Origin of the sequence: Allocoleopsis franciscana PCC 7113 (genome assembly GCF_000317515.1) — a bacterium.
Lineage (GTDB): Bacteria > Cyanobacteriota > Cyanobacteriia > Cyanobacteriales > Coleofasciculaceae > Allocoleopsis > Allocoleopsis franciscana.
Genome location: NC_019738.1, coordinates 6,284,368 through 6,308,280 on the forward strand (window position 1 = coordinate 6,284,368; position 23,913 = coordinate 6,308,280).

The window sequence follows — 23,913 nt, forward strand, 5'->3', positions numbered from 1 at the left end:
AAACACCAGACATAAATAAACCTAGGAGGTCTGATCAAACCTCCTAGGTTTCTCCTATTAGATTAATGGGGCAATACATTTACCTATTGAAGTCCCCAAAAGTGTAGAACACCTTGATTCGTAAACAATTCAATGGCGATGGCAATAACAAAACCAAGCATTGCCAAACGTCCATTCCAGATTTCGGCTTGGGGGGTGAAGCCGAACTTGACAGCGTTACGGTCTTCGGGGTTAGTAATGGGTGTGTTTGGTGTATTTGTCATGGTTGATTTTCCTTTTCTTAAAATTTGAGTGAAACTTGTGAGTGTTAAGGACTTACATTAAGCCCCAGAAGTGCAGCACCCCTTGGTTCGCTAATATCTCAGTCAGCAGGGCAGCGACAAAGCCAATCATTGCAAGGCGTCCATTCCAGATTTCTGCTTGAGGTGTTATACCTGTCTTCCAAGCATTACGCTCTTCAGGATTGATGATGGGAGGAGTGTTTGAGGGTTGCATGATTGCCGATTCCTATAATGAATATTTTGTTGCTTTCGTCAAGCTTACTTTAATAAAGTTAACGAAGACTGAGGCTAAAGCTATCTCTCCCAGGTCAGAAGCTGCTGGGTTGGGGAACTCACTCTTTAGAAGGACAAGGCTTAACCCTAAGAATCAGGTCGAACGGCTAAACCTGTTTGGGGGTCAAAAAAATGAATCTTATCAACTACTATTGATAGCCAAAGTTGATCGCCCATTTGAACGAGTTGATCGGGTGCGGTTCTCACCTGTAAAGGAGATGCTTCAGCTAGCGACACGGTTAAATAAGTGTCGTTTCCCAATGCTTCTACCAGTTCAACTTGTACGGGTAGGTTTTTGGGCGCAGGCACGCTAACGATGAGATGTTCGGGACGAATGCCTAACGTGAGGGAACGTCCGTCGTATTTTTTCAGAATAGGTGCCCAGGCTTCGGGAAGGGTGAGGCGGAACTGAGGATGGGTAATGAGAAGCGGCGCTTTAATCTGAACGGAGATAAAGTTCATCGGCGGTGAACCGATGAATTCCGCCACAAACTGGTTGGCGGGATGGTTGTAAAGTTCCAGCGGGGGAGCAAGTTGTTGGATTTGCCCGTGATTCATCACAGCGATGCGATCGCCCATTGTCATCGCTTCGGTTTGGTCGTGGGTGACGTAAATTGTGGTGGTTCCCAACTGCCGCTGAAGTTTCACAATTTGGCTGCGTGTTTCCGCCCGGAGTTTGGCATCCAAGTTGGAGAGGGGTTCATCCATCAAAAACACTTGAGGATTGCGAGAAATTGCCCGTCCTAGCGCAACTCGTTGCCGTTGTCCCCCAGAGAGATGCTTGGGTAGTCGGTGCAGCAGTGGCTCGATTTGTAACAACTGCGCCACCCGACGGACTTGCTCATCAACGGCTTTCTCCTTGTCAGAAAAATAGCGGATTCCTTTGGGAAGCGATCGCGTCATTGCGACGAAGAAATCCTCTACCCACTGGGGAATCTCCTGTGCAGATTGCTCTTCCCCACTGGAAATCTCCGTTTCCGGAGTTAGCATTTTTGTGCGCCGTAGTCCAAAGGCTATGTTGTCATAGACTGTTAAATGGGGATAGAGGGCATAGTTCTGAAACACCATGGCGATGTCTCGTTCTTTGGGGGGGAGGTCATTAACTAAGCGATCATTCACCCAAATATTGCCGCCCGTCATTTGCTCCAACCCCGCAATCAATCGCAGCAAGGTACTTTTGCCGCAACCGGAAGGGCCAACCAGCACCATAAACTCGCCATCATTTACGGTGAGGTTAATGCGTCGCAATACATTGACATTTGTTGATTTTTGTGCAGTAGAATTTTCTTTAGAAGAAAATTTGTCAACGGCAACCACCGGCGCTTCATCCACCGGCGAGAGCAGAGGTTCTGCTGTTACTGGTGTGACGGTTCGCTCTCCCTTACGACCTGAAAAGCTTTTATAAATATTTTCTAGAACAACCTGCGCCACGATCAATTCCCATTCCGTTACGGCCTCTTATTCAGTTATTCTTCCCTGTCGCTAAGGCGATCGCAACAGGAGTCTAAATACTTACTTGAGTGTATGAAGTGCGGTGGTTATATCCGAGGTTAGAGCAAACCCCTAATTTCATACATAGTAGTTGAGACAGACACCCAGAGGCGGGGACGCGGGAACACCCAGAAAATGAATCTACTATGTATGAATGCAACTTGGTGTGAGCGTCCTCTGTTTAAGATTAAGACGCGATCGCCAATTGTGGCAGATTTAAAGGTTCCGCAATCTGTCGTCCAACGGCGACGGCAACAGGTCGTAAACTCTCGACTAAATCCACCATATCGTCCAAAGAAAGTGCCTGACGTGCATCGGAAACTGATTTTTCCGGTTCGGGGTGACATTCAATCATCAGTCCATCAGCTCCACAAGCCACAGCCGCTTTAGCCAGAGGGGCGACCAATTCCCGCTTGCCCACAGCATGAGAGGGGTCTACAATCACGGGCAGGTGAGTAAGCTGCTTGAGTGCTACGACGGCTCCTAAATCCAGCACATTGCGAGTGAAGTTATCGAAACTGCGGATACCGCGTTCACACAATACAACTTGAGAGTTACCGTGGCTGAGAATGTATTCGGCTGCCATGACAAATTCCTCAAGCGTTGCAGCTAACCCTCGCTTCAGCAGGACTGGCTTGTCGATTTGACCGAGTGCTTTGAGTAAATCAAAGTTTTGCATGTTGCGGCTACCAACCTGAAGCATATCCCCATGGGGTGCAAGGGATTCGATTTGATCAATGGTCATGACCTCGGTGATTACCGGAAGATTGTAGCGCGATCGCACTTCTGACAATATCTCTAATCCTTCCACACCTAAGCCCTGAAACGAGTAGGGAGATGTCCGGGGTTTGAAAACACCACCCCGTAGCGCCTGAACGGGTGCGTGCTGAAGTTGTTGAGCAACGAGTTCCATTTGTCTGCGATTTTCAACGGCACATGGCCCCCCAATAATTACAAGTTCTCTTGCCCCGAAGGTGACGTTATCCGAGAGTTTGACAAGGGTGTTGTGGTTAGGATGAGATTGTGTAGCAAGTTTGGCATTCAACATGTGGTCGGATTCCTTTGTTAGATGGGTGAAAAATCAAAAACCCGGTTCCTTTGCAGGTTCCGGGTTGTCGTAGAAAGTTGGCGTGACTTTACCTACCCGGAAGCGTATCGGGGCCAAAAATAAAAGCCGTAAAGCCAGCTATTGAGGGAAAGGGTCATGCTTGGATTTTGAGGTGTATTTACCTTAAAAAAATAATGGACCACAGCCTTTGTTCTGCGGTCCACCGGGTCGGTTCCATGGGGAACTGTTTTCACCACCGGTGAACCTCCCTAAACCAAAAATAAAAGTAATGGCGGCTGCTGAACATGGCTGTAGCGCTAGTGAGACTATTTGTTGAGTTCTGTAATGCGCCTACCCTAGCAAGCTTATCAGGACTTAGTCAATACCCGTGGGGAGTGAAATTGCCATCTCAACCACAAAATCCTGAATTCTAATTTTTTCCAAGGGGGCATCTAACCAAAAATCTATCTTTGCTAGGGGCAAGGCAACCCTAATATATCGGCTTAGGCACAATGAATGATTGATGATGCTGTGCCCCTACTGCCTTGGTTGTGTCGTCATGCTTGCTACGGATATAACAGCGATCGCCACCTAGGTTCAGCAATCATCATTTCTCATGCTCCCATCAGGCATGATTGTATTGCAAAATTTAGCACCGCTTAGGTCTGCGCCCTCTAGGTTAGCGTTCTTCAGATCGGCCTTACGCAGATTCGCCCAAGTTAAGTTGGCATTATTCAGGTTTGCTCCACTCAGTTTAGCCGCGCCCAAGTTAGTATGAGTTAGACTTGCCCCTTTCAGGTTAGCTTCACACAGATCGGCCTTGATCAAGCTAGCTCGATGTAAATTGGCTCCAGTGAGTTCAGCACCATGTAATATTGCCTCATTGAAGATTGTTTGGCGCAAATCGGCTTTACTCAGATTGGCTTGGTAAAGGTTTACCCTCGTGAGGTTCGCTCCACTTAAGTTAGAATTGTGCAAATTTGCCTTCAGCAAGTCGGCTCTCATTAATGGGATTTTACGCAAATCTGAGCCGTTTAAGTTTGCCCGATGAAAATTTCGTTCTCCAGCCAGATAACGCCGCTTCAGTTCATCCGTATCCATTACGTATCAACTAACTAGATACCACCATAATCTTAATCAGAAAATACCCTACCTGTTCGTGTAGCTTTCGCTTAGCGCCTAGGCAGGGCATTTTCAAAAATTAATTAAAAATGGCGTTTAGGCTTTGAAAATGGGTTAAGCGTCGCTTTCAATGTAGATAAATAAAAGACCCATTACCACAGCAGGCAGGAGCCAAGTCACGACGGGAATCAAAATCCAGGGCAAGAATGAAGCTGCGTATGCACCTGTCATATCAAACTTTCCTCGCTAAATTTACAGGGTTTCAAAACGGATATTACCAAGAGCTGACGGATGGCTTAAGTCAAACACTTAAAGCCAAGGACTGCCAGCCCAAAAATGGCTATGTATTGTGAACGACGCCACGGAGGATGGCATCCACAACATCAAAATTGGCCAGCAGGAAGTAAGCCACGAAAGCGCCACCCATGCCACCAATAAAGAACCCACCCGCAAACTGGCTCCAGCCGTCAGCCGTAGTTAGTTCAGCAGGGGTTTTGGGGTTTTGCTTAGCAACGGCATTATTATGGCCTTCTTGGAAATTGGCAATGCCATAGGCAGCCATAGCGGCGGTTGCAATGATAATCAAAGCTACGCCTGAAATTAATCCACCTAAACTGGCGGCACCCGGATAGTCCCGCAGTGGGCCAAAGATGACCCAAGGGCCGATGATGAAATAACCGTGAGCCAAACCAATCTCTAGACCTCGCAGAAGGGGTGATATGCCTTTGCGGTAGGCGGGGAGATTGTTGAGGAAAGCCCTAACGATACCGGAATCACTGATGGGAGTTGATAAATGCCCCGTAAAAGGGTCACCATTAAACGGTTTTATAAGCTCTGTATCTCTGGGATCAGCCATGCTGAACGTCTCCTATTTGTCTAAAAGGTTACAGAAGAACTTGAGATCACATTCTACGCAAGTAGGGGTTACCCAATGGCAGAATCTGCTGTGACCTTTAGAAAAGTTCATTAAACTTTCTTTCACTGGCGATTTCATCCCTCTTCCAGAGGAAGCGAAAGCAGGTGCATAGGACGCGAGCACCTTAGCTGTTAAGGAACTGGGGGAAAATTAGGCTACCGGACACCAACAGGCAGCGAGGGGATTGAGGTAACCCAAGTGCTTGGGTCAAAACGGAATGTCGTCGTCGTCAAAGTCAGGGGGAGGCGAATCACTCGGTTGAGGTTTAACTCGATCTGGTGTCATTTGCAGATCGATCCAGCGCTTGGCAAAATGCAGTGCTTCTTCCTCGGTCTTAGCATTATGAATGGGAATCACGCATTCACCCGTAGCACTCCAGACCTGAACGCAGAATACGGGTCTAGCCTCAATTATCCAACCTCGATAAATTTCTGCTGAACTCATTGCTGGCACTCCCAGTGAGCAAGCTCAAGGCTTTCCTTCAACCGTAACACGGCTTTCATTTTTTAGACGTAAGTTTTGTTCCGGTTTATATAGTATGTATGGGAAAAGGCAATCTTAATATTCCAATCAATTCAATGAAACAGCTCCTCAATCGACTCGACGAGAGTCAAAAATACCTTCAACGCCTGATTCTACCCCTGGTATTATGCGTTTTAGCCAGTGTATTCGTGGCAGCACCCGCTAACGCCACTGGAGTTTATCAGATGCCCAACATTAGGGCTGGGGAACCGACTTGGGTGGTTGATAAAGCCGAAGTTCTCAGCCGTTTGAATGAAGGACGCTTGAGTAATACTTTGGATGATTTAGCGAAGAAAACGGGCAAAGAGGTCAGGATGGTTACCATGCACCGTTTAGACTACGGTGAGACGATCGATAGTTTCACAAAAGCCCTATTTGAAAAATGGTTCCCAACCCCACAAGCTCAAGCCAAGCAAGCGTTGCTCGTGATTGACACGCTAACCAACACAACTGCTATTCAGACGGGTGAAGCGGTTAAGTCCGTTCTACCTGACGACATTGCCGAAAGCGTAGCGTCTGAAACGGTAGCGGTGCCCCTCCGAACGGGGAACAAGTACAATCAAGCTTTGTTGGATGCTAGCGATCGCTTAGTCGCCGTTCTTTCGGGTGAACCCGACCCAGGCCCCCCGGTTGTGGAAGAAAAGATTCAGGTTGAAAGCACCTTTAAGAGTGCAGAAGAAACTGACACCCAAAATTCTACGATTTGGGTGGTGACTATCTTGATTATCGCCACCGTTGTCCCGATGGCTACCTACTTTTTCTATCAGAATTTCTCAGGCTAATCCTGAATATACTCTCCGCCATCCACTAGAGCAGACTCAGCCCGAACAAACTCCCGTCCCAAATAAGCTGCATGATCGAGCATTGTGACGGGACAGGGTTGGGTTTGCTCAAAGATAGCCACACAAAGTTCTTTTGCAGTTCTGCCTGTAAACAGGGTGCTTTGAGTCCGTTCTACTTTGCCCTTGGCGGGGATGACTTTGCCTGTTTCTGGGTCAATGGCTAAGCCTCGCTCATCAATTACATTAGTGAAATGTTTGGCACAAATTAGCCTTGACTCGCGATCGAGGTAGATAATGAAATATCCGCCTGGGTCAAGGTTGATATCGCGTTTCGATAGCTTATCGTCAATTGCACGTAGGTCATCTACTGTTAAACTCATCTTCTCTGCTAGGGATTCTTCTTTTCTTGTTCTTGCCTGTTTTGGTGCGATAACAGCCCAAACAGACTTAATCTTAGTTTAGAAGTTGGTTAAAAGAGCGATCAGCTTTGCTGTTACTGTAGGCGATCGCACCTCAAGTCAATCGGGTTGAGATTGAAAATTGTCATTATCCAAGGGGTGCCCCTAGAGGATTTTGGTGTGTGACAGGTATTCGGGTAACTGGGACATCCTGCTGCTAGGGCTTGTGAAGCAAAGTATATTTTTAACGAACTACTTCTAAATATTCTCAAATTGTTCAAATAAATTAATTAACCAGTAATTGTCTAGATAGTGGATTAAATCTGGCAAAGCCTCTTTTAGATCAAAGTCAACATCTCGCTCTTGAATATCAATAATTAGTTTGTAAATCAACTCAAAGTTAATTCGGTCTTCCTGTTCCATAATAATGAAACTTCCCTTGGAAGAGTTGTTCAGTTTTTCTATTTCATCCCTACCCACTCTTCCTGTAATTCCGGGTTGTCTTCGATCTCTAAGGAGTTTAAAAGACGTATCCTCCTTGTGCCTGAGTACTAATTCATTCCAGTTCTGGATTCGGGCTGTAAAAGAACCTCCATTAATCTGTAAGAAACCAATAGCAATACTTTGATGTTCATTTCTAATTACAAGGTGTTCCGGTAGCTTCTTCCCACCTAACCGCAAGCTATGTAGTTCAAAATCCTTAAAATCTTTGAATGCCTGAGCAATAGTCCTCAATTTTCCGACATCATCGCTGTCACTAATAATTTGAGGCTGTGCATATTCTTGTTCAATTAAAGTTTCTTGTCTTTGAAGATATAGAATAAGAGGACTAGAACCTCCTCCCTTGCCTTCTATTTGTTCCAGCCTTCTATCTAATTCCTCTGTTTTTTGTCCCAATTCCTCTGTTTTAACGTATAAAAATTGTACATCTTCGACTAAATTACTAACTACTTGCTTCCAATCCGTAAAGTCATTATCTAATTCTTGCAAGGTTTGACACAACACATCCATATCTTCCTGCTTTTCTCGGAAACTAGAGCCAGCCTTTTTCTGCAATTTAGCTAATTCATTTTCCAGCAATGTTAATCTTTCTTGAACTGCTTCACTGACTATTGGTTTTGATGGTGAACTAGAACGTTCGGGCAGAGGAACATTATGAACCTTATACTGATAGTAATCAGAAGCACGATTTAAAACATATCGTATAGAGTGTTGATTAAGAATTGCCTCTAATTCATCTGAATTAAATAAATCTTCTATATTTAAACCAATTTCTTGTGCTTTGATTTGTAAAATTTCTTGTAGTTTTTTACGATTTGGCAGATTTAATCGGACTTGGTACTGTGAAATTCTCCCAAGAATAGAACCATCAAAAATTTCTTTAAACTGTTCCCAACGGTCTGGAAATAAATTAAGAATAATTAAACTATTGGGGACGTGAGTAAAAATTTCTTTTACTGCCTCACCAAATCTCACTAATAGGCTGTCGTTATGTTTTAGTCCCAGTCCTTCCAGTTGATCAAAGACAATAATTAGTGGTTCATCTAGTAGAGAGAGTTTGCTAAAAACAGAAATTGCTTGCAAGGAAAATTCTTCCTTACTCATCTCCTCCTTCCAGTTATTCAAGCCAATAAAATCGGTTTCTTCTTGTGTTAGTTCATTGGCAGCTAACCATCGGGTTACTATTTCTTTTTTCCTTGAATCGGAATAACTACAATATTTAACAATACCCTTAATGATTTGAGCTGAGTAACCTGCTACTCCATACTCATTAGCCCACCATTCATTAGTACGTTTTTCAATGTGCTGCCAATATTCCCGCTTTCGCTGGGTTCCTTCCGCACCTAAAACTTCATATATCTTGAGATTACCCTTTTGAACAGCAGATAGTATTTCTGTATCTCTCTTATTTAGACTTATGATCCGGGTTGTGCTAATCAGTTTGACAAAGCTATTAGCTAATAAATGTTCTAACTGTGTATAGTTACTATCAGGAACTTTTTGAATAAAAGATTCTAGGATTCGGCTGTAAGTATGATAAAGAACGGAATCAGGATTATTAGGTTGTCTGATGAAAAGTAATCGATTAACCTTCAGTAACTCTTTAGCCAGACGCATCATCAAGTGCGTTTTTCCAGAACCGGGTTCACCAATGACAATTGCTCCCTTGCTTTGGTGATTTTTATCATGTTTGATATCAGTGATGACAGACTTGAGTGTTTCAAACTCATCCTGATAGATTTCTTTGAAATCAACATGGTCTTGAAATGGATTATCGACGCGGCTACTTCCAAAAGGGTTAGGTTTGTCTCGGAGAGTATCTAGTAGAGGGGCTTTTGGTGCCTGAGTCATGATTTTTAGATACAGTTGATAGGTGAATTCTGCGTCATACCTGGCTATATGAGCTAGGTTAACATCGAAGTAGCTTTGGTTGACTTTTAAATTTAAGTGCTTACTTAGATATTCTAAAGAATAACTGGGTAAACCTGGGAAGGCAGCTTTCGCTAGAACACAGCTACATTCAATGGTAAGATTTTGCCAAGGCAAGCCAACTTTCTTACAGCTATTTTTCAAAACTTGAATATCATGCTTAGCATAATGAAAAACTATTAACTTCGTTTTAGTAATTTCTAGAAAATCAACGACAATCTCTTTAAGGGGCTTGAGGTTAAGGACTTTTTCATAATTATCAGGATGCTCTTTAGCAAAAGCTTCGTAAATTAATTTACCCTTACTGTTGATAATCGCAATTTCCCGAAGCTCTTTTTTCCCTTCGGTATCGATAACAATGAAGTCCTGTTGTGGATGCATCTGAATAGAGTTATTCCTCTAGAATTGAGGATTTTTTACCCTATCATAACCATTAGTGATTGAACTTAGCATGGGCTGTGCAAATGCACGAGCATTTGTAATTTCACACCATGAAATAACACTCTCAATCCGCCAGGAACTTAAGTTCCTGGCTCATAAATCAAGTCCTCTAAAGAGGACTAAATAATGATTTTATTTCCATAAACCCGCCCTACAAATTGATTAATCCTGAATGGTGAGGTTAATCTCCCGTTTGGTAAAGGGTAAATCCTGATTAATCGCGTCGATTTCCTCTTGTTCCATGACATTAATCTCACCGATGTAGTGCCGCAAAATTTGAGTAAACCGCGCATTATAAAATCGGTGCAGACTGTGGTTAGCTGTTGCCGGAAAACCGCGCCGTCTTTTGTGACGCCCACCCGCACCGGGGTCAAACATCTGAATGCCATTGGCAATTCCCCACTCAATCGGCGTGTAGTAACAAGCGTCGAAATGCAGGCAATCAAATTCCTCAAAACAACCCCAATAGCGACCATAAAGCTGGTCACCCTTGTTGATACAAAATGACATGCCTACCGGATGGCGGTTATTGTCCTCTCGATAAGCTGCCACTAACAACACGCGATCGCTATAGTTGGGATATAACTGCTCAAAAAACTTGCGCGTGAGATACTTACTCCCCCACATAAACTTGTCGCAGGTGCTGCTGTAGAAGCCATAAATTGAAGGAAACAGGGATTTAGGAATCTCTTCACCCCTGAGAATATCTAAGCGTAGACCTGTTGTTGTAACAGCTTTGCGCTCCCGTTTGATATTGCGGCGCTGATTAGCGTTGAAGACACTAAGATAATCATCAAAGGTCTGAAAGCCTTTGTTTTGCCAAATGTAGCTGTGGTGCAGCCAACTGGTAAAACCATGACGTTCTAGGACGGGACGCCATTCGGGGTCAACAAACAAAAAGTGACAGCCACTAATCCGGTTCTGGTCACAAAAATGGTCGATCGCAATTACCATTTGTTCCGTCAGCCGGTCTTCATCTTCTCCCGGTGCGATCAAAAACCGATAACCGGTAGCTGGGGTAAACGGCGTCATTCCCAGCAGTTTGGGGTAGTAGCGTATCCCTAAGCGGTGAGATAAATCCGCCCACTGCTGGTCAAAAACAAACTCTCCGTAACTGTGGCCTTTGATGTAGAAAGGTGCAGCGGCTATAAGCTGTCTATCTCGCCACACGGTGAGGTGATTCGGTAACCACCCAGTTTTTGCTGTAGCACTCCCTGAGGTTTCTAGATTGTTCAACCACTCCCACTCTAGGAAAGGGGTCTTCAAGGGCTGGGCAAGCTCATCCCAAGCGGATTGGGGAATGTCTGCCATCCGGTTGACCCAAGTCACGGCATAGTCAAGCTGGGGTTGTTGAACCATGGGGGAAATCCAAGAAAGAAATGGGTTAAGATACCGTGTCATGCAGAATATAAGGGTGAGTTCAATTGGCTCCACCCAGAGGTTTGTTCGGAGCAATGCAGCTCAAAGTGAGTGCCGACTCCGATAAAAACTGTTTTTAGGTTAACTAATCTTTACGAGCGTTGCAGCCGATAATGCAGAAAGACCTCATGTTCGATCGTCTGAACCGTCAAAAGTTCCAGAGGTCTCGCTAAGTGTGAGAAAAATCCCTCTCCCGCCACTGGCGTTGGAGCGGTTCTACCGCCTAAAATCAACGGGCAAATGGTTAGCCAAAATTCATCAATTAAATCGGCGGCCAGGAGTGCAGCGACTAGTTCACCGCCTCCCAAGAGGGCTAAGCGTTCGACGCCCAATTGAATTAACTGTTGAAAGGCATTCTTCCAATCCATCTCGCCTGTGGATGTATCCGCTACCAAAATTCGCTCAAAACGTTCAACACCCGATGCCTGTTCTTTCTGCCAATGTTGGGCACCCCCTGCGGTTGTTAGTAACCAACGGGGAACCTGTTGGCGAAAAAAGCGCAATTGGGGGTCAAAATCAGCAGAACCCGAGCAAACAATTTGTACCGGCTGCGGTGGCACACCCCCTTGTTGTCGCAGTTGCAGTAATTTGGGATTGGAGATGCCCAGGGTGGTGCCATAGGCACGGAGTGTATTGGCACCAAACAAGACGCCGTCAGCCAGAGCAATTTGTGTTTCCAGATGGGTGCGATCAGCAGAAGACGAAAATCGAGCAGGCGATCGCGCCACGTCTGCAATCTTGCCATCAGCACTCATGGCGAGAACAACGGTTGTATGGGGTCGAGGGATGGCAAAGTGAGAAGGCATAGCGTCTGGCTGGAACAAAGACACGAGGAAAGAGGATTCTTAAGATTGAGACTTTCCTTGTAAAAGTTGTCTCGAACCTAAGCCTCTAAGATACACGGAGACTTTGAAGCGTTTTAGGATGGATGAGATGGGGGATTCATCTACTGTATTAATTATGGCTGTTGAGTTTTCAACTTTAATCTGAGAGACATACTATGGCTAAGCCAGGTCAATCCTCCTTTCGTCGTATTTTGCTGTCGCGCTTATTGCTGCTGAGCGTACCAGTGTTACTGTTGGGGGTGTATGTAACCTACAGAAAGGCACGCTCGACGCTGTTGGAAACGGCTCGGCAAAATCTGATCGAGAGCGCCGTGAGAAAGGGACAGAATATTCAACAAGCGGTTGACACCCTCAAAGCTAATCTGGAGATAGCGAGGGAAAGCGTAGAGTTACAGTCCCCGTCTCCAGGCGCTGATCAAGAATTTATCGACCAACTCGCTCAACAATTACCGACCCTGATCGAGTGCGTGCAGCTGAGTGATATTCAAACCCGAAAGCTCGTGGCTAGTACTTGTGGCAACCAAGCGATCGCCCAAAAACAGCCAACGTTATGGCCTTGGCAGCGTTCTTTATTGCCACGCAACCGTTCTCCAATTTACGTGACGGCGCTACTTCCTCAAAAACCCTCAACAACAGTAGGCACCAACCCCAAGCGAACCGACTCGACCCATCAACTCCCATTAGTGTTCAGCGCACCGGTCTATAACGCTGAGGGTCAACTTCGATATGCTCTGAGTATCCAGTCTTCCTTGGTTCATTCTCAACCCACCAAGCGGAGGTCTTTATCGGGCTATCCGGTGGTAATTAATCAGGAAGGGACAATTTTATCCCATATCGATCCAACCCGAATTGGGCGCTCAATTGTTCAGGAAAAAGATAGGGGGGCGCTTAAGGAGGTCTTGAGCCAATCACTCGATGGTCAACAGGATTCTCTACATTTATTTTCTTTTGAAAGAGAGGGCGTCGAACTAGTCGCTGGGTACACGGCGATCCAGAGTCCGATGACGGCTGAGCCGAACCAAAAGTGGGTGATTTTATCCATTACGAGCATAGAGAGTGCCCTATATGGTCTCAAAGATATTCAGCAAGTTTTGCTTGTCCTCACCTGCTGCTTAATTGCGGCAAGTTTTTTAGCAACACTTTATGTAGCTCGTGACTTGGCTCGTCCTTTAGAAAAACTCAGAGATTACGCCTTACATGAATCGGATTTGCACTCTACGGATCGGATTCCTCGAAACTTCAAAATTCGGGAATTTAACCAATTGTCTGATGCCTTTGAGGGGATGATTACTCGTCTGAGAGCTTGGGCTGAAGAACTAGAAACAGCTTGGAAAGAGGCACAAACCGCCAACCAACTCAAAAATGAGTTTCTCGCGAATACTTCCCATGAACTGAGAACTCCACTCAATGGCATCATTGGCTGTCTGCGATTAGTACGGGATGGTTTTTGTGATGACCGAGAAGAAGAACTCGATTTCTTACAACGAGCGGATGATGCGGCAATTCACTTATTAGGAATTATTAATGACGTTTTGGATATTGCCAAGATTGAAGCCGGAAAGCTCACGGTAGAAACAGAGCCACTTGATTTGCGAAAAATTCTGAATGAAGTGATTAATTTACAGGCTGTTCCCATTCAGCAGAAAGGCTTAGAATTTCATACCACAGACCTGGATAAAGTGATTCCTGTTCGTGCCGATCCAGCTAAACTTAAACAAGTACTTTTAAATGTAGTTGGTAACGCTGTTAAGTTTACTGACTCTGGCAACATTACAATTAATACGCGAATAGAAGCGTTCGCTGAAACATCCCCTGAGGTTTCTTTGAATAATGGGAATGATCGAGGAGAAATTGCTGGTTCTAAGGAAAAGAAGAGAGAACGCTTATCCCTGCCTTCTACAGGTGATGCAAGTACGGATAGTACTTCAGTAACTCCTTCTTCGCGTGTTGTTGTGACTGTTAAGGATACGGGAATTGGGATCGATCCCACTCAACAGCCTAAACTTTTCCGTCCCTTCGTGATGGTTGATGGGACAACCACGCGCAAGTGTGGAGGTACAGGTCTGGGTCTTGCGATTTCGCGGAATTTAATGTCACTGATGGGAGGGAATATTACCCTCTCTAGTGATGGGGATGGTCATGGGACTAAGGTGGAAATTTCTTTGCCTATCATTGAGCATTCATTACTATTTTCAGGTGACTCCCAATTATCCAATGATGTTGCTCAGATGTTTGAATCGGCTGATAATAATGCAGAAGACTCAAATGTTATTAGTCAATAATGATTAGGTAATAGGTAATGAGTAATGGGTAATGATTCAAAATTCAAGAAAGTATGATTACCCTCACACAAACCTACTTATTCCTGATCGTTCAATGCTAAAAATGCCTGTTTAGCAGCGGCTTGTTCTGCTGCTTTTTTAGAACGTCCTTGCCCTTCACCCAATCGCTGATTTTGCAGCCAGACTTCAGCCGTAAAGCGGTGGTCATCCCCATGTATTAAACTTGTTTCTTTAAGGCGATACTCTGGGCGAAGTTTGTAGTGAGCTTGAGTCCATTCTTGGAGAGCATCTTTATAGTTTAGGCGGGCTGGATCTTGGCGCACTTCTGCGGCTAGTTGCTGCAAGTGAGGATCTAACCAAGGGCGCACAAGTTTTAGTGTATGGGTACTCAAGTAGAGTGCTCCTAACACCGCTTCAAAGGCATCTGCTAAGCGTGATGTCTCTCCTGCCGCGTCACTCGCTGCACTGCTAGACAGGAGTAAATAACGTTCTAATCCATAAACTCTCGCTAACTGAGCAAGGATGCGATCGCTCACCAGTACCGAACGAATGGCAGCAAATTCACCGACTGAAGCGTTGGGATAGGTTTCAAATAACAATTCTGAGGTCGCAATTCGCACAACGGCGTCACCGACGAATTCTAACTGCTCATAGTTGGCTTTAGCAGAAATACTTGGGTGCGTTAGTGCTAGGTCAAGCAGTGCCCACTGCACTGGAGCCTGATCGGACAACCCTAATTTTTGCACGAATTGCCGTAGTTGTTTCTGACGGCGAGGGTCTATGAGAGTCATGATTTAAGATGAACAACACTTACTATAAGTGAGTTTAAGCAAGTAGACCTAAGATTTTCAAAAATTTGCTGCCAAACTCATTTTTTCCAAAAACGGTCTGATCCAATTTTGTTACCAATCTTAATAATCCCACAAAAGCAAAGCTGTTTAAACGACTATCACTGGTGAAATCCTCGTTAGAGGCATAAAAATTTAAAAATTTTTCTATATTATGAAAGTCAGCTTTATCTAATACATATAAGTAATGTAAAAACTCTTGATGAGTGATTTCATTATTAATATGAGCCACGAAAAACTTAAATAAAGCATCTGCTTTAGCCAATTCATCAAAGCGGTCTAAAGCGATAATTAACTTTTCTTCTAAATTCTTTTTATAGTCTTGATTAGCAATTACTTTATCAAACTTATTTTTAAAATTATCATCAATGCTCTCGAAACCCTTCAGAAAGAGTAGCGTTTTTTCCATAAAAAATTGCTCCCGAACTGTCAAAAAAGTTGTCATTGCAGAATAATCAGTTTCTCAGATTAAAATTTCACTGGTCGGTTTATTCTGAATTGAGCCAGTCAATTCAAAACGAAATCCAGGCTTAAGCTAAATACTACTGATATAACCTAAGTTCGTCGTAGCACTCAAGTAGCTCAAGCTGGCAAACAGCAAGTACAAAAACTGAGGTTAGCTCCATCCGGCTTAGGCTAACGAACGAGTCATGTCAAGATGCAGAAAGTGAAAGTGAGAACCTAAAGTCCTGTCAGCAGGTTCAAAAAAGGAGAGAGTCGGGCATAAGCCGGGTTCTGTTCTCCACAGCAGCAGAACTTCTGGGAGGGCAGTTATCTATCTGGGACATCTGTTACCAGATGCCTCTAGCGGTTCTTGTCAGCGGAACTGGGAAAAGACCAACCGTAGTTCCTACGACCTTGCTCCCAACCGGGGTTTACCGAGCCAGCACCTCTCGATGCTGCTGGTGCGCTCTTACCGCACCTTTGCACCCTTACCCTCAACAACGTATGAAGTGTAAAGTAAGAAATCTGAAATTTCATCCTTTATCCCTCAGACTTGAGAAGGCGGTATATTTCTGTGGCACTATCCTCACGGTCACCCGCACTGGGCGTTACCCAGCAAGTTTGGCCTTTCGGGAGCCCGGACTTTCCTCAGACTCTACGAGAATGCGAGTCCGCAACTACCTTCGCCTACTCTCTCCTCATCCAGTCTAATCGCCGTGAGGCATTAGCTGTTAGCTTTTGACAAAGAAAAGGAGCAAGCGACTACAGATTTGGCTCTAGAGAGGAGGTGAGGAGCGAAAGGTTTGTCGGTGATGGCGGGAAGAAAGATAAAAAATTCTAATTTCCTCCTAAAGCTGCGGTTCCACTTTTCCCCAGTCTATGACTTCATTGGTTCCGGCTAGGATTTCTTTTTCGGAGGTGGTGTCAAGGCGATGAGCAAGGCTTTTGTCCAGCGTAGTTTTTGAGGGGTTAACTTACAGTTCACGAAGCAGGAACGCTCTGCCGCTCCCGGTTGAGATAACTTAAAGGATAATCGAAGGGTGAATGGCTCAGCTTTTTTAGATGCTTTTTTGAGCTTTGGTACCTTAAATAAGTTTCCGTTGATGTCTTTGTCATCACTCAACTCTTCGTCAATTTTTTGATTGGCGACAATGATACTGGGAACTTGCTTTTGCGGGATTTCGGCTAGTCCTTTAGTGACCCGAATGATTCGACTAACATTTCCTTCATAATTCGTAATAGAGCTTTCGTCCCAATTGACTCTAAGAGTGATGGCAGAATCCTCAGAAGATTTATTCTTTATGCCAATTCTTATCGTTTTTAAATCATCGAGTTGATAACTGGGCTTGAGCTTTTTAAAGTCAATATCTACTATATCTTTGATTTCATTGGCAGTGAGTTCATTATTTATAAATTCATTATCAACCTCTAATGTAACTTGAGTTTCTAAAGATTGATAGGCTTTATAAAATACGTAAATAACAATTATGATATAAACCGTAAAGACTAATAAATTTCGACTATCCATGTTGTAAACCTCTTCAATAATTTACGATTTTAAAGTTAAAAATTGGCTGGTTTAAAAACACAATAACTAAAAAATATCTTTACTAAACAGCGATAGGTTGACTCTTTTGTGAGAATTTTCCGTATTTTAATCATTGTCAATAGTGGAAAAATTATTAAACCAACCCCGACGCCAGAAAAAGTAGCATAGAGCTACCGCGATCGCCACCATTATCCCCCAACAGGCGAAATAGCCCCACCTCACCTTAAGTTCTGGCATGTATTCAAAATTCATACCATAAACTCCAGCAATAAACGTAAGTGGGATAAAAATTGTTGAGATTACGGTCAAGAATTTCATAATCTCATTCATCTTGTTGCCCACCGAAGACAGGTAAACATCCATTAGACCTGAAGCCAGTTCGCGATAAGTTTCTACCATATCCATTACTTGAACGGTGTGATCATAGCAGTCGCGCAGATAAATTTGGACGTTGGGACTGATCAGATCACTATCACCCCGAATTAAGGAGTTAATTGCATTTCGCTGAGGCCAGATCGACCGACGCAAGGCTAATAATTCTCGTCTGAGTTGGTAGATCTTTTCTAAAGTCTGTCGGGTGGGGTTGCGGAGGACTTCATCCTCTAATTCTTCAATCCGTTCCCCATAGTCTTCCAGAACTGGAAAAAAGCCATCGATCAAAGCATCTAAAAGGGCATAGGCTAAATAATCTGTTCCTGATTTTCGGACACTGCCTTTATTGGTACGAATGCGATCGCGCACGGGACCAAAGCAATCTCGTTGGGGTTCCTCCTGTACGGTTAGTAAATAATGTTTGCCTAACACAAAACTAACTTGCTCAATCCAAAAGCCATCTCCCTTTTCTTTGGGCATCACCATCTGAGCAATGATCACTAACTGATCATCGTAATTCTCGATTTTTGGGCGTTGGGGTACATTAACCACATCTTCCAGCACAAGGGGATGCAAATCAAATACTTTACCCAATCGCTGTAAGATATCTTCACTACCCAAGCCGCTAACATCAACCCAAGAAACTGACTCGGTATCTAAGTAGAGAGTACAGTCCTCAGGATTAACGACGTGAATACGAGTAGCGTTGGATTCGTTGTAGTCAATTAAAACAATCTTAGACGGTGCAGCGTCTTCTTCGATGATCAGGGTTCCTGGTAGGCTACCGGGTTTATCGTAGAAGTAATCAAATAAATCTTCTTCTTCTTCTTCTTTTTCTGTTTGTGCGACTAACTCTAAATCAGGGACACGTCTTTCTCTCATGTTCATTTACCTCATATTGTTCATTTTCTTGAACTTTTCATATTGGTGTCAGCTAAAACTTCTTTCTATAAATTTAATTTCCTCCTTAAGCCCCTCCGAATGAATCCATCCAACATATCCTACAAATTCACAGTTATTTTCCCGGTCAAAAATATAAACATGATAAATTTTTAAAAAATTGTTCCAAAAACGTAGTATTCCGCCACCATCTCTAAACGTTAACTCAGCAAGAGTATTCTTAATACATCTCCCCAAAAACTAGAGTAAAAATGGGGCAATGATTTTTCTTGTTGGTCAAACTCTTCCTTAATTAAGTTTTTCAACTTATCTGCATATTTGACATCGTGTGTGGCGACACCATGAATGAAAAATACTAGCATTGTCGGTCAATCAGCCTCTAAAGCTGTCATTGTTTAATCCAGTATTACTACAAAGATCCGTAAACGCAACAAAATAGCAGCCTGCCACAAAAGACAAGCTGCTATAAAGATTCTTACCTAGAAAGTGGTGGACTACATCATACCCATGCCGCCCATGCCGCCCATGCCGCCCATGCCGCCCATGCCGCCCATGCCGCCCATGCCACCCATGTCAGGGGCAGCGCCTTTCTTCTCAGGCTTCTCGACAACCAGGGCTTCAGTCGTTAAGACCATACCAGCAATAGAACCAGCATTTTGCAGCGCCGATCGCACAACCTTAGCGGGGTCGATAATGCCTGTTGCAATCAGGTCTTCATATTTGCCAGTGGCAGCATTGTAGCCAATATTGACATCGCTAGTCCGCACCTTCTCAACGATGACGGAACCTTCAACACCGGCGTTATCAGCCATCTGGCGTAGAGGGGCTTCTAATGCCTTGGCGACGATATCCGCGCCAATTTTTTCTTCCTCACCGAGACTGTTTTTGATATCGCCAATTTTTGAAATTAAGCGAATCAATGTGGTACCGCCGCCAGGGACGATACCTTCATCAACAGCCGCTTTGGTCGCATTGAGGGCGTCCTCAATCCGCAGTTTACGGTCTTTGAGTTCGGTTTCAGTGGCAGCACCGACCTTAATCACGGCAACACCACCCGCCAGTTTGGCGATCCGTTCTTGCAGTTTTTCTTTATCGTATTCCGAGTCGGTTTCTGCCAACTGCTTACGGATTTGCACAATCCGCTTCTGTACGTCTGCCGTATTTTCGTCACCGGAGACGATGGTGGTGGAGTCTTTATCAATGGTGATTTTCCGTGCTGTACCCAGCATATCCGGGGTCACCGTATCCAGGCTTAAGCCAATTTCTTCAGAAATTAACTGACCGCCCGTGAGTGTGGCAATATCTTGCAGCAGCGCTTTGCGGCGATCGCCAAATCCAGGCGCTTTGATCGCGGCAGCACTCAACACACCCCGTGCTTTGTTCACCACCAAGGTAGCTAAGGCTTCCCCTTCTAAATCTTCCGCAATAATTAGCAGCGGTTGACCAGCCCGTGCCATCTTTTCCAGCACCGGAACCAAGTCCTGAATGCTGCTAATCTTTTTGTCGGTAATCAGGATGCGAGGATTTTCATATTCCACCGTCATCCGTTCTTGATCCGTCACGAAGTAGGGAGAAATATAGCCCCGGTCAATCTGCATCCCTTCCACGACTTCCAGTTCAGTGGAGAGAGATTTAGACTCTTCAACGGTAATCACACCGTCTTTAGTGACTTTCTCCATCGCCTCGGAGATCATCCGACCGACTTCTTCGTCGTTACCCGCAGAAACGGTGGCAACTTGAGCGATCGCACTTCCTTCCACGGGTTTCGCCATGGTCTCAATTTCTTTGACCAAATGCGCGATCGTTTTGTCAATACCCCGACGCACAGCAACAGGATTCGCCCCCGCTGCGACGTTCTTGAGACCTTCTCGAATCAGCGCTTGAGCAAGAACCGTAGCTGTTGTGGTCCCATCACCTGCGATTTCTTTCGTCCGGGAAGCCACTTCTTGAATGAGTCGAGCACCCGTATTTTCTAAGGGGTCTTCCAGTTCAATTTCTTTGGCAACGGTAATCCCATCGTTGACAATCTGGGGTGCCCCATAGGACTTTTCTAACAGAACATTCCGACCTCTAGGGCCTAAGGTAATGCGGACAGCATCAGCCAGAGCATTGACGCCCCGCTCTAAAGATCGTCTTGATTCTTCGTTAAACGAAACGATTTTTGCCATAAGTTTCCTGTGTTTCGTCGTGTCTCCATTAGCCAATTTAGCACTCTACAGGTCTGAGTGCTAAGTCAAGGAGGGAATTTAACTCTATGTCTCTGGGGTTGGGGTGTGGTCAACCGCAAGAGACTGTGGAGCGGCTTGTAATACCGCCTCCAACAACCCTGGAAACAGCGCATCTAAATCCTCGCGCCGCAAAGAATTGAGGTGTTGTGTTCCTTCTTTGCGACAGTAAAGCACACCCGACTCCCGCAAAACTTTAAAGTGATGGGACATCGTAGACCGGGCAATGGCTAAATCAAACGCTGCACAGGGTTGTTCACCCTTCGTCGCCAGCCGCCTCACAATTTCAAGCCGCACCGGATCGCCTAGCGCATACAATACGCCTGCTAAAGATATGTCTTTTGGGTCTGGATGATACAGCAGTCTCATAGTTGCATTATCGCATAGGCTGAACTATAGTTTAATTATTCGAGATTCTCGAACTATGGAAATAATACGGGAGGACAAGAATGTCATCAGTGACCCAAGTGACAGACGCAACATTCAAGCAAGAAGTCCTCGAAAGTGAACTTCCGGTATTAGTCGATTTTTGGGCACCTTGGTGTGGCCCCTGTCGAATGGTAGCTCCCACAGTGGATGAGGTTGCTTCTCAGTTTGCAGGACAGGTGAAAGTGGTAAAACTCGACACCGATCAAAATCCCGGTATCGCCAGCCAGTATGGGATTCGCAGCATTCCCACCTTACTGGTGTTCAAGGAAGGACGGCAAGTCGATACAGTAGTGGGCGCAGTTCCAGCAACCACTTTGGCTCAAACATTAGAAAAGCATCTGTAAGGCGGCTGGAAAAGAAGTCGTTTAAATGGAGCAGCGAAAGAGAGAGTGCTGCCACTACTCAATCTTCTGGGGCAAAAAGTGTTCGATCTGGGAGAGCAGGTGAGTGCTGCCAATGTTGTCAAACTCTCCGGTAATTTCCTGATTATCTCTGCGATCGAAGCAATGGCAGAAGCGTTTACTTTAGCCGAAAAGAATGGAATTGACCGAAGTCAGGTTGCTGAATTGTTTGGTCAAACCCTCTTTGCCTGTCCCATTTATCAAAACTATGGGCGGATGATTGCTCAACAACAGTATGAACCTGCCGGATTCAAACTGGCTTTGGGGTTATAAAGATGTTGAATTAGCGTTGCAAACAGCCAAAGAAAGTCAGATGCCTATGCCACTCGCTAGCTTAGTTCGCGATCGCCTAATTTCATCCATCGCTAAAGGAAGGGGAGAGATTGATTGGACGGGGCTTGCTTTGAGCGTATCGGAAGAAGCAGGAATTCCAGGCAATCGGAAGTGACATAAACTGACAAATTCATTGCACCAATGCTTACAAAATTAGGAGAAATAACTCATGATTGAACTTTACTATTGGACAACACCCAACGGTCATAAAATCACGATGTTCTTGGAGGAAGTTGGACTCCCTTACACCATTATTCCCGTTAACATTGGTGCTGGCGATCAATTTAAGCCCGACTTTCTCAAGATAGCCCCCAACAATCGCATCCCCGCCATTATTGACCACGAACCCGCTAATGGGGGTGAACCCATTTCAGTCTTTGAATCAGGTGCAATCTTGCTGTACTTAGCCGAAAAAACCGGGAAACTGATTCCCAGTGATTTGCGCCAACGAGTTGAAGTCCTTCAATGGTTATTTTGGCAGATGGGGGGACTTGGGCCAATGGCAGGGCAAAATCACCACTTCAGCCAATATGCCCCAGAAAAGATTTCCTATGCCATCGACCGTTATGTGAATGAAACAGGGCGTTTATACGCTGTCCTGAATCAGCGATTGGCAGATCGAGAATTTGTTGCTGGCAACTATTCAATCGCCGATATTGCCGCCTATCCCTGGATCGTCCCCCACGAAAATCAAGGCCAAAAGCTAGAAGATTTCCCCAACCTGAAGCGCTGGTTCGAGACAATTCAGACACGTCCGGCAACCCTTCGTGCCTACGAGAAAGCAGAATCCTTCAAAAATCAGGCGCTCGATATTGAAAAATCCCGGTCATTGCTATTTAATCAGTCAGCCACAACCGTACAGCCTTAGAGTCTATTGGCAAACTCTAAAAAGCCTCCTCTCTTCCCTTCTCTCCTCAGCGCCCTTTGTGACTCTGTGGTTCCTTTTCTTACAACTAATAATACTTTCGAGAACTTCAACCCCTGAATATGGATATCAATTTACTTTCTCCCTACAAACTAGGGAACCTAGAACTACCCAACCGCCTCGTCATGGCACCCTTAACACGCAATCGCGCAGGCAAAGGCAATGTTCCAAGGCCACTCAATGCCACCTATTACGCCCAACGCGCCTCCGCAGGACTAATCATTGCAGAAGCCACCCAAGTTTCGCCTCAAGGTCAAGGTTATCCCAGCACACCCGGAATTCATTCAGCCGAACAAGTGGAAGGATGGAAATTGGTAACGGATGCCGTACATCAACAGGGGGGAAGAATATTCCTGCAACTGTGGCATGTGGGACGGATTTCCCATCCCGACTTGCAACCGGATGGAGCGTTACCTGTTGCGCCTTCTGCGATCGCTCCTAAGGGTGAAGCTTCAACCTACGAAGGGCCTAAACCCTTTGTTACTCCTCGTGCTTTGGAAACCGCTGAGATTCCAGAAATTATCGAACAGTACCGTCAGGGAGCCAAAAATGCGCTCCAAGCTGGATTTGATGGGGTGGAGGTTCACGGAGCCAATGGCTATTTGTTGGATCAGTTTCTGCGGGATGGGACGAATCAGCGCACGGACGAGTATGGCGGTTCCCTGGAAAATCGTGCTCGACTGCTGCTAGAAGTGACGGAAGCCGTGACGGAAGTCTGGGGCGCAGATCGAGTTGGAGTACGCCTTTCTCCCAGCGGCACGTTTAATGACATGCACGATTCTGACCCTTTGTCAACCTTTAGTTATGCAACCCAAGCGCTGAATCGATTTGGATTGGCTTATCTGCATATTATTGAGGTGAACGAATCCGACTTAAGGCATGGTGGGACGGAGGTACCGACTAGTGTTTTACGAGATCGCTTTACCGGCACATTAATGGTCAATGGCGGCTATGACTGGGAGAGAAGCAATGCTGTATTGGCAAAGGGGGAAGCGGATTTGGTTTCATTTGGTACGCTGTTTTTGGCGAATCCAGACTTACCAAAACGGTTTGCTGCCAATGCACCCCTGAATCAACCAGACCCAACAACCTTCTACGGGGGTGGGGAGAAGGGCTACACAGACTATCCCTTTTTGCAGGCTAGCTGAAGACCATAATCGCCAAAGAAGCAGTGGGAAGCCTCCTCTTGCTTATGGGGTGGGGCTTCCCTGTAAATTAGCTAACCTACAACCCTAAA

25 protein-coding genes and 1 other RNA gene are annotated in these 23,913 nt (G+C 45.1%); 7 read left to right on the forward strand and 19 right to left on the reverse strand.

Annotated elements, in window-relative coordinates; translation table 11 throughout:
* Positions 1-83: 83 nt before the first annotated feature.
* The 8 genes from MIC7113_RS25770 to MIC7113_RS25800 form a co-directional block, all read right to left on the reverse strand.
* The gene (locus MIC7113_RS25770; RefSeq protein WP_015185139.1) at positions 84-263 is read right to left on the reverse strand and encodes a chlorophyll a/b-binding protein; all 180 of its coding nucleotides are present in this window, start codon (positions 261-263) and stop codon (positions 84-86) included.
* A 52-nt stretch (positions 264-315) separates the two neighbouring features.
* Positions 316-495, reverse strand: a complete 180-nt coding sequence (locus MIC7113_RS25775) for a chlorophyll a/b-binding protein (RefSeq protein WP_015185140.1) — start codon at positions 493-495, stop codon at positions 316-318.
* A 146-nt stretch (positions 496-641) separates the two neighbouring features.
* Positions 642-1,985 carry an ABC transporter ATP-binding protein gene (locus tag MIC7113_RS25780; protein ID WP_015185141.1) on the reverse strand — a complete coding sequence of 448 codons (1,344 nt, stop codon included), beginning with the start codon at positions 1,983-1,985 and terminating at the stop codon, positions 642-644.
* A 247-nt stretch (positions 1,986-2,232) separates the two neighbouring features.
* Positions 2,233-3,093 carry a 3-deoxy-7-phosphoheptulonate synthase gene (gene aroF, locus MIC7113_RS25785; protein ID WP_015185142.1) on the reverse strand — a complete coding sequence of 287 codons (861 nt, stop codon included), beginning with the start codon at positions 3,091-3,093 and terminating at the stop codon, positions 2,233-2,235.
* Positions 3,094-3,690: 597 nt separating this feature from the next.
* Positions 3,691-4,194 carry a pentapeptide repeat-containing protein gene (locus tag MIC7113_RS25790; RefSeq protein ID WP_015185143.1) on the reverse strand — a complete coding sequence of 168 codons (504 nt, stop codon included), beginning with the start codon at positions 4,192-4,194 and terminating at the stop codon, positions 3,691-3,693.
* 135 nt (positions 4,195-4,329) lie between these two features.
* Positions 4,330-4,446, reverse strand: a complete 117-nt coding sequence (locus MIC7113_RS35065) for a photosystem I reaction center subunit VIII (RefSeq protein ID WP_015185144.1) — start codon at positions 4,444-4,446, stop codon at positions 4,330-4,332.
* A 109-nt stretch (positions 4,447-4,555) separates the two neighbouring features.
* A complete protein-coding gene (locus MIC7113_RS25795) occupies positions 4,556-5,071 on the reverse strand; it encodes a photosystem I reaction center protein subunit XI (RefSeq protein ID WP_015185145.1) in 516 nt (171 codons plus the stop codon).
* Positions 5,072-5,338: 267 nt separating this feature from the next.
* Positions 5,339-5,575: a hypothetical protein gene (locus MIC7113_RS25800; protein ID WP_015185146.1), complete on the reverse strand. Its 237-nt coding sequence runs from the start codon at positions 5,573-5,575 to the stop codon at positions 5,339-5,341.
* A 134-nt stretch (positions 5,576-5,709) separates the two neighbouring features.
* Between MIC7113_RS25800 and psb32 the strand changes: the two genes are divergently transcribed.
* Complete coding sequence (gene psb32 / locus MIC7113_RS25805; protein WP_015185147.1) at positions 5,710-6,435, forward strand: photosystem II repair protein Psb32; 726 nt, start codon at positions 5,710-5,712, stop codon at positions 6,433-6,435.
* On the opposite strand, the gene MIC7113_RS25810 is transcribed toward psb32, so the two are convergent.
* The 4 genes from MIC7113_RS25810 to MIC7113_RS25825 all read right to left on the reverse strand — a co-directional run bounded on the left by MIC7113_RS25810 (position 6,432) and on the right by MIC7113_RS25825 (position 11,929).
* The gene (locus tag MIC7113_RS25810) at positions 6,432-6,815 is read right to left on the reverse strand and encodes a DUF4346 domain-containing protein (protein ID WP_015185148.1); all 384 of its coding nucleotides are present in this window, start codon (positions 6,813-6,815) and stop codon (positions 6,432-6,434) included. The two genes, psb32 and MIC7113_RS25810, sit on opposite strands and share 4 nt — an antisense overlap.
* Before the next feature lie 276 nt (positions 6,816-7,091).
* Positions 7,092-9,644, reverse strand: coding sequence for an exonuclease domain-containing protein (locus MIC7113_RS25815; RefSeq protein ID WP_015185149.1), 2,553 nt, complete (start codon positions 9,642-9,644; stop codon positions 7,092-7,094).
* A gap of 222 nt (positions 9,645-9,866) precedes the next feature.
* A complete protein-coding gene (locus tag MIC7113_RS25820; protein WP_015185150.1) occupies positions 9,867-11,063 on the reverse strand; it encodes a GNAT family N-acetyltransferase in 1,197 nt (398 codons plus the stop codon).
* A gap of 152 nt (positions 11,064-11,215) precedes the next feature.
* Positions 11,216-11,929 (reverse strand): RibD family protein, encoded by a 714-nt coding sequence (locus MIC7113_RS25825; protein WP_015185151.1) that lies wholly within the window; start codon positions 11,927-11,929, stop codon positions 11,216-11,218.
* Between the two features lie 194 nt (positions 11,930-12,123).
* Between MIC7113_RS25825 and MIC7113_RS25830 the strand changes: the two genes are divergently transcribed.
* The gene (locus tag MIC7113_RS25830) at positions 12,124-14,250 is read left to right on the forward strand and encodes a sensor histidine kinase (RefSeq protein ID WP_015185152.1); all 2,127 of its coding nucleotides are present in this window, start codon (positions 12,124-12,126) and stop codon (positions 14,248-14,250) included.
* 77 nt (positions 14,251-14,327) lie between these two features.
* Here the strand turns inward: MIC7113_RS25830 and rnc are convergent, their stop codons facing one another.
* The 7 genes from rnc to MIC7113_RS25860 form a co-directional block, all read right to left on the reverse strand.
* The gene (gene rnc / locus MIC7113_RS25835) at positions 14,328-15,041 is read right to left on the reverse strand and encodes a ribonuclease III (protein WP_015185153.1); all 714 of its coding nucleotides are present in this window, start codon (positions 15,039-15,041) and stop codon (positions 14,328-14,330) included.
* Positions 15,042-15,075: 34 nt separating this feature from the next.
* Entirely contained in the window at positions 15,076-15,507 is a 432-nt protein-coding gene (locus MIC7113_RS25840) for a hypothetical protein (protein WP_015185154.1), read from the reverse strand.
* 300 nt (positions 15,508-15,807) lie between these two features.
* Positions 15,808-16,236: RNase P RNA component class A (rnpB, locus tag MIC7113_RS34005), an RNA gene on the reverse strand.
* A 204-nt stretch (positions 16,237-16,440) separates the two neighbouring features.
* Complete coding sequence (locus tag MIC7113_RS25845; RefSeq protein ID WP_015185155.1) at positions 16,441-17,070, reverse strand: hypothetical protein; 630 nt, start codon at positions 17,068-17,070, stop codon at positions 16,441-16,443.
* A 126-nt stretch (positions 17,071-17,196) separates the two neighbouring features.
* The gene (gene corA / locus MIC7113_RS25850; protein ID WP_015185156.1) at positions 17,197-18,345 is read right to left on the reverse strand and encodes a magnesium/cobalt transporter CorA; all 1,149 of its coding nucleotides are present in this window, start codon (positions 18,343-18,345) and stop codon (positions 17,197-17,199) included.
* A gap of 512 nt (positions 18,346-18,857) precedes the next feature.
* On the reverse strand, positions 18,858-20,531 hold the full coding sequence (gene groL, locus MIC7113_RS25855) for a chaperonin GroEL (RefSeq protein ID WP_015185157.1): 1,674 nt from the start codon (positions 20,529-20,531) through the stop codon (positions 18,858-18,860).
* Positions 20,532-20,615: 84 nt separating this feature from the next.
* Positions 20,616-20,957 (reverse strand): ArsR/SmtB family transcription factor, encoded by a 342-nt coding sequence (locus MIC7113_RS25860; RefSeq protein WP_015185158.1) that lies wholly within the window; start codon positions 20,955-20,957, stop codon positions 20,616-20,618.
* 80 nt (positions 20,958-21,037) lie between these two features.
* Between MIC7113_RS25860 and trxA the strand changes: the two genes are divergently transcribed.
* The 5 genes from trxA (at position 21,038) to MIC7113_RS25880 (ending at position 23,824) form a co-directional block, all read left to right on the forward strand.
* Complete coding sequence (gene trxA, locus MIC7113_RS25865) at positions 21,038-21,361, forward strand: thioredoxin (RefSeq protein ID WP_015185159.1); 324 nt, start codon at positions 21,038-21,040, stop codon at positions 21,359-21,361.
* A gap of 45 nt (positions 21,362-21,406) precedes the next feature.
* Complete coding sequence (locus MIC7113_RS37795) at positions 21,407-21,691, forward strand: NAD-binding protein (RefSeq protein ID WP_051055797.1); 285 nt, start codon at positions 21,407-21,409, stop codon at positions 21,689-21,691.
* A gap of 40 nt (positions 21,692-21,731) precedes the next feature.
* Positions 21,732-21,866 carry a hypothetical protein gene (locus MIC7113_RS38775; RefSeq protein WP_256374774.1) on the forward strand — a complete coding sequence of 45 codons (135 nt, stop codon included), beginning with the start codon at positions 21,732-21,734 and terminating at the stop codon, positions 21,864-21,866.
* A 54-nt stretch (positions 21,867-21,920) separates the two neighbouring features.
* Entirely contained in the window at positions 21,921-22,619 is a 699-nt protein-coding gene (locus MIC7113_RS25875; protein ID WP_015185160.1) for a glutathione binding-like protein, read from the forward strand.
* 113 nt (positions 22,620-22,732) lie between these two features.
* Positions 22,733-23,824, forward strand: a complete 1,092-nt coding sequence (locus MIC7113_RS25880) for an alkene reductase (protein WP_041780227.1) — start codon at positions 22,733-22,735, stop codon at positions 23,822-23,824.
* The last annotated feature ends 89 nt before the right edge of the window (positions 23,825-23,913 follow it).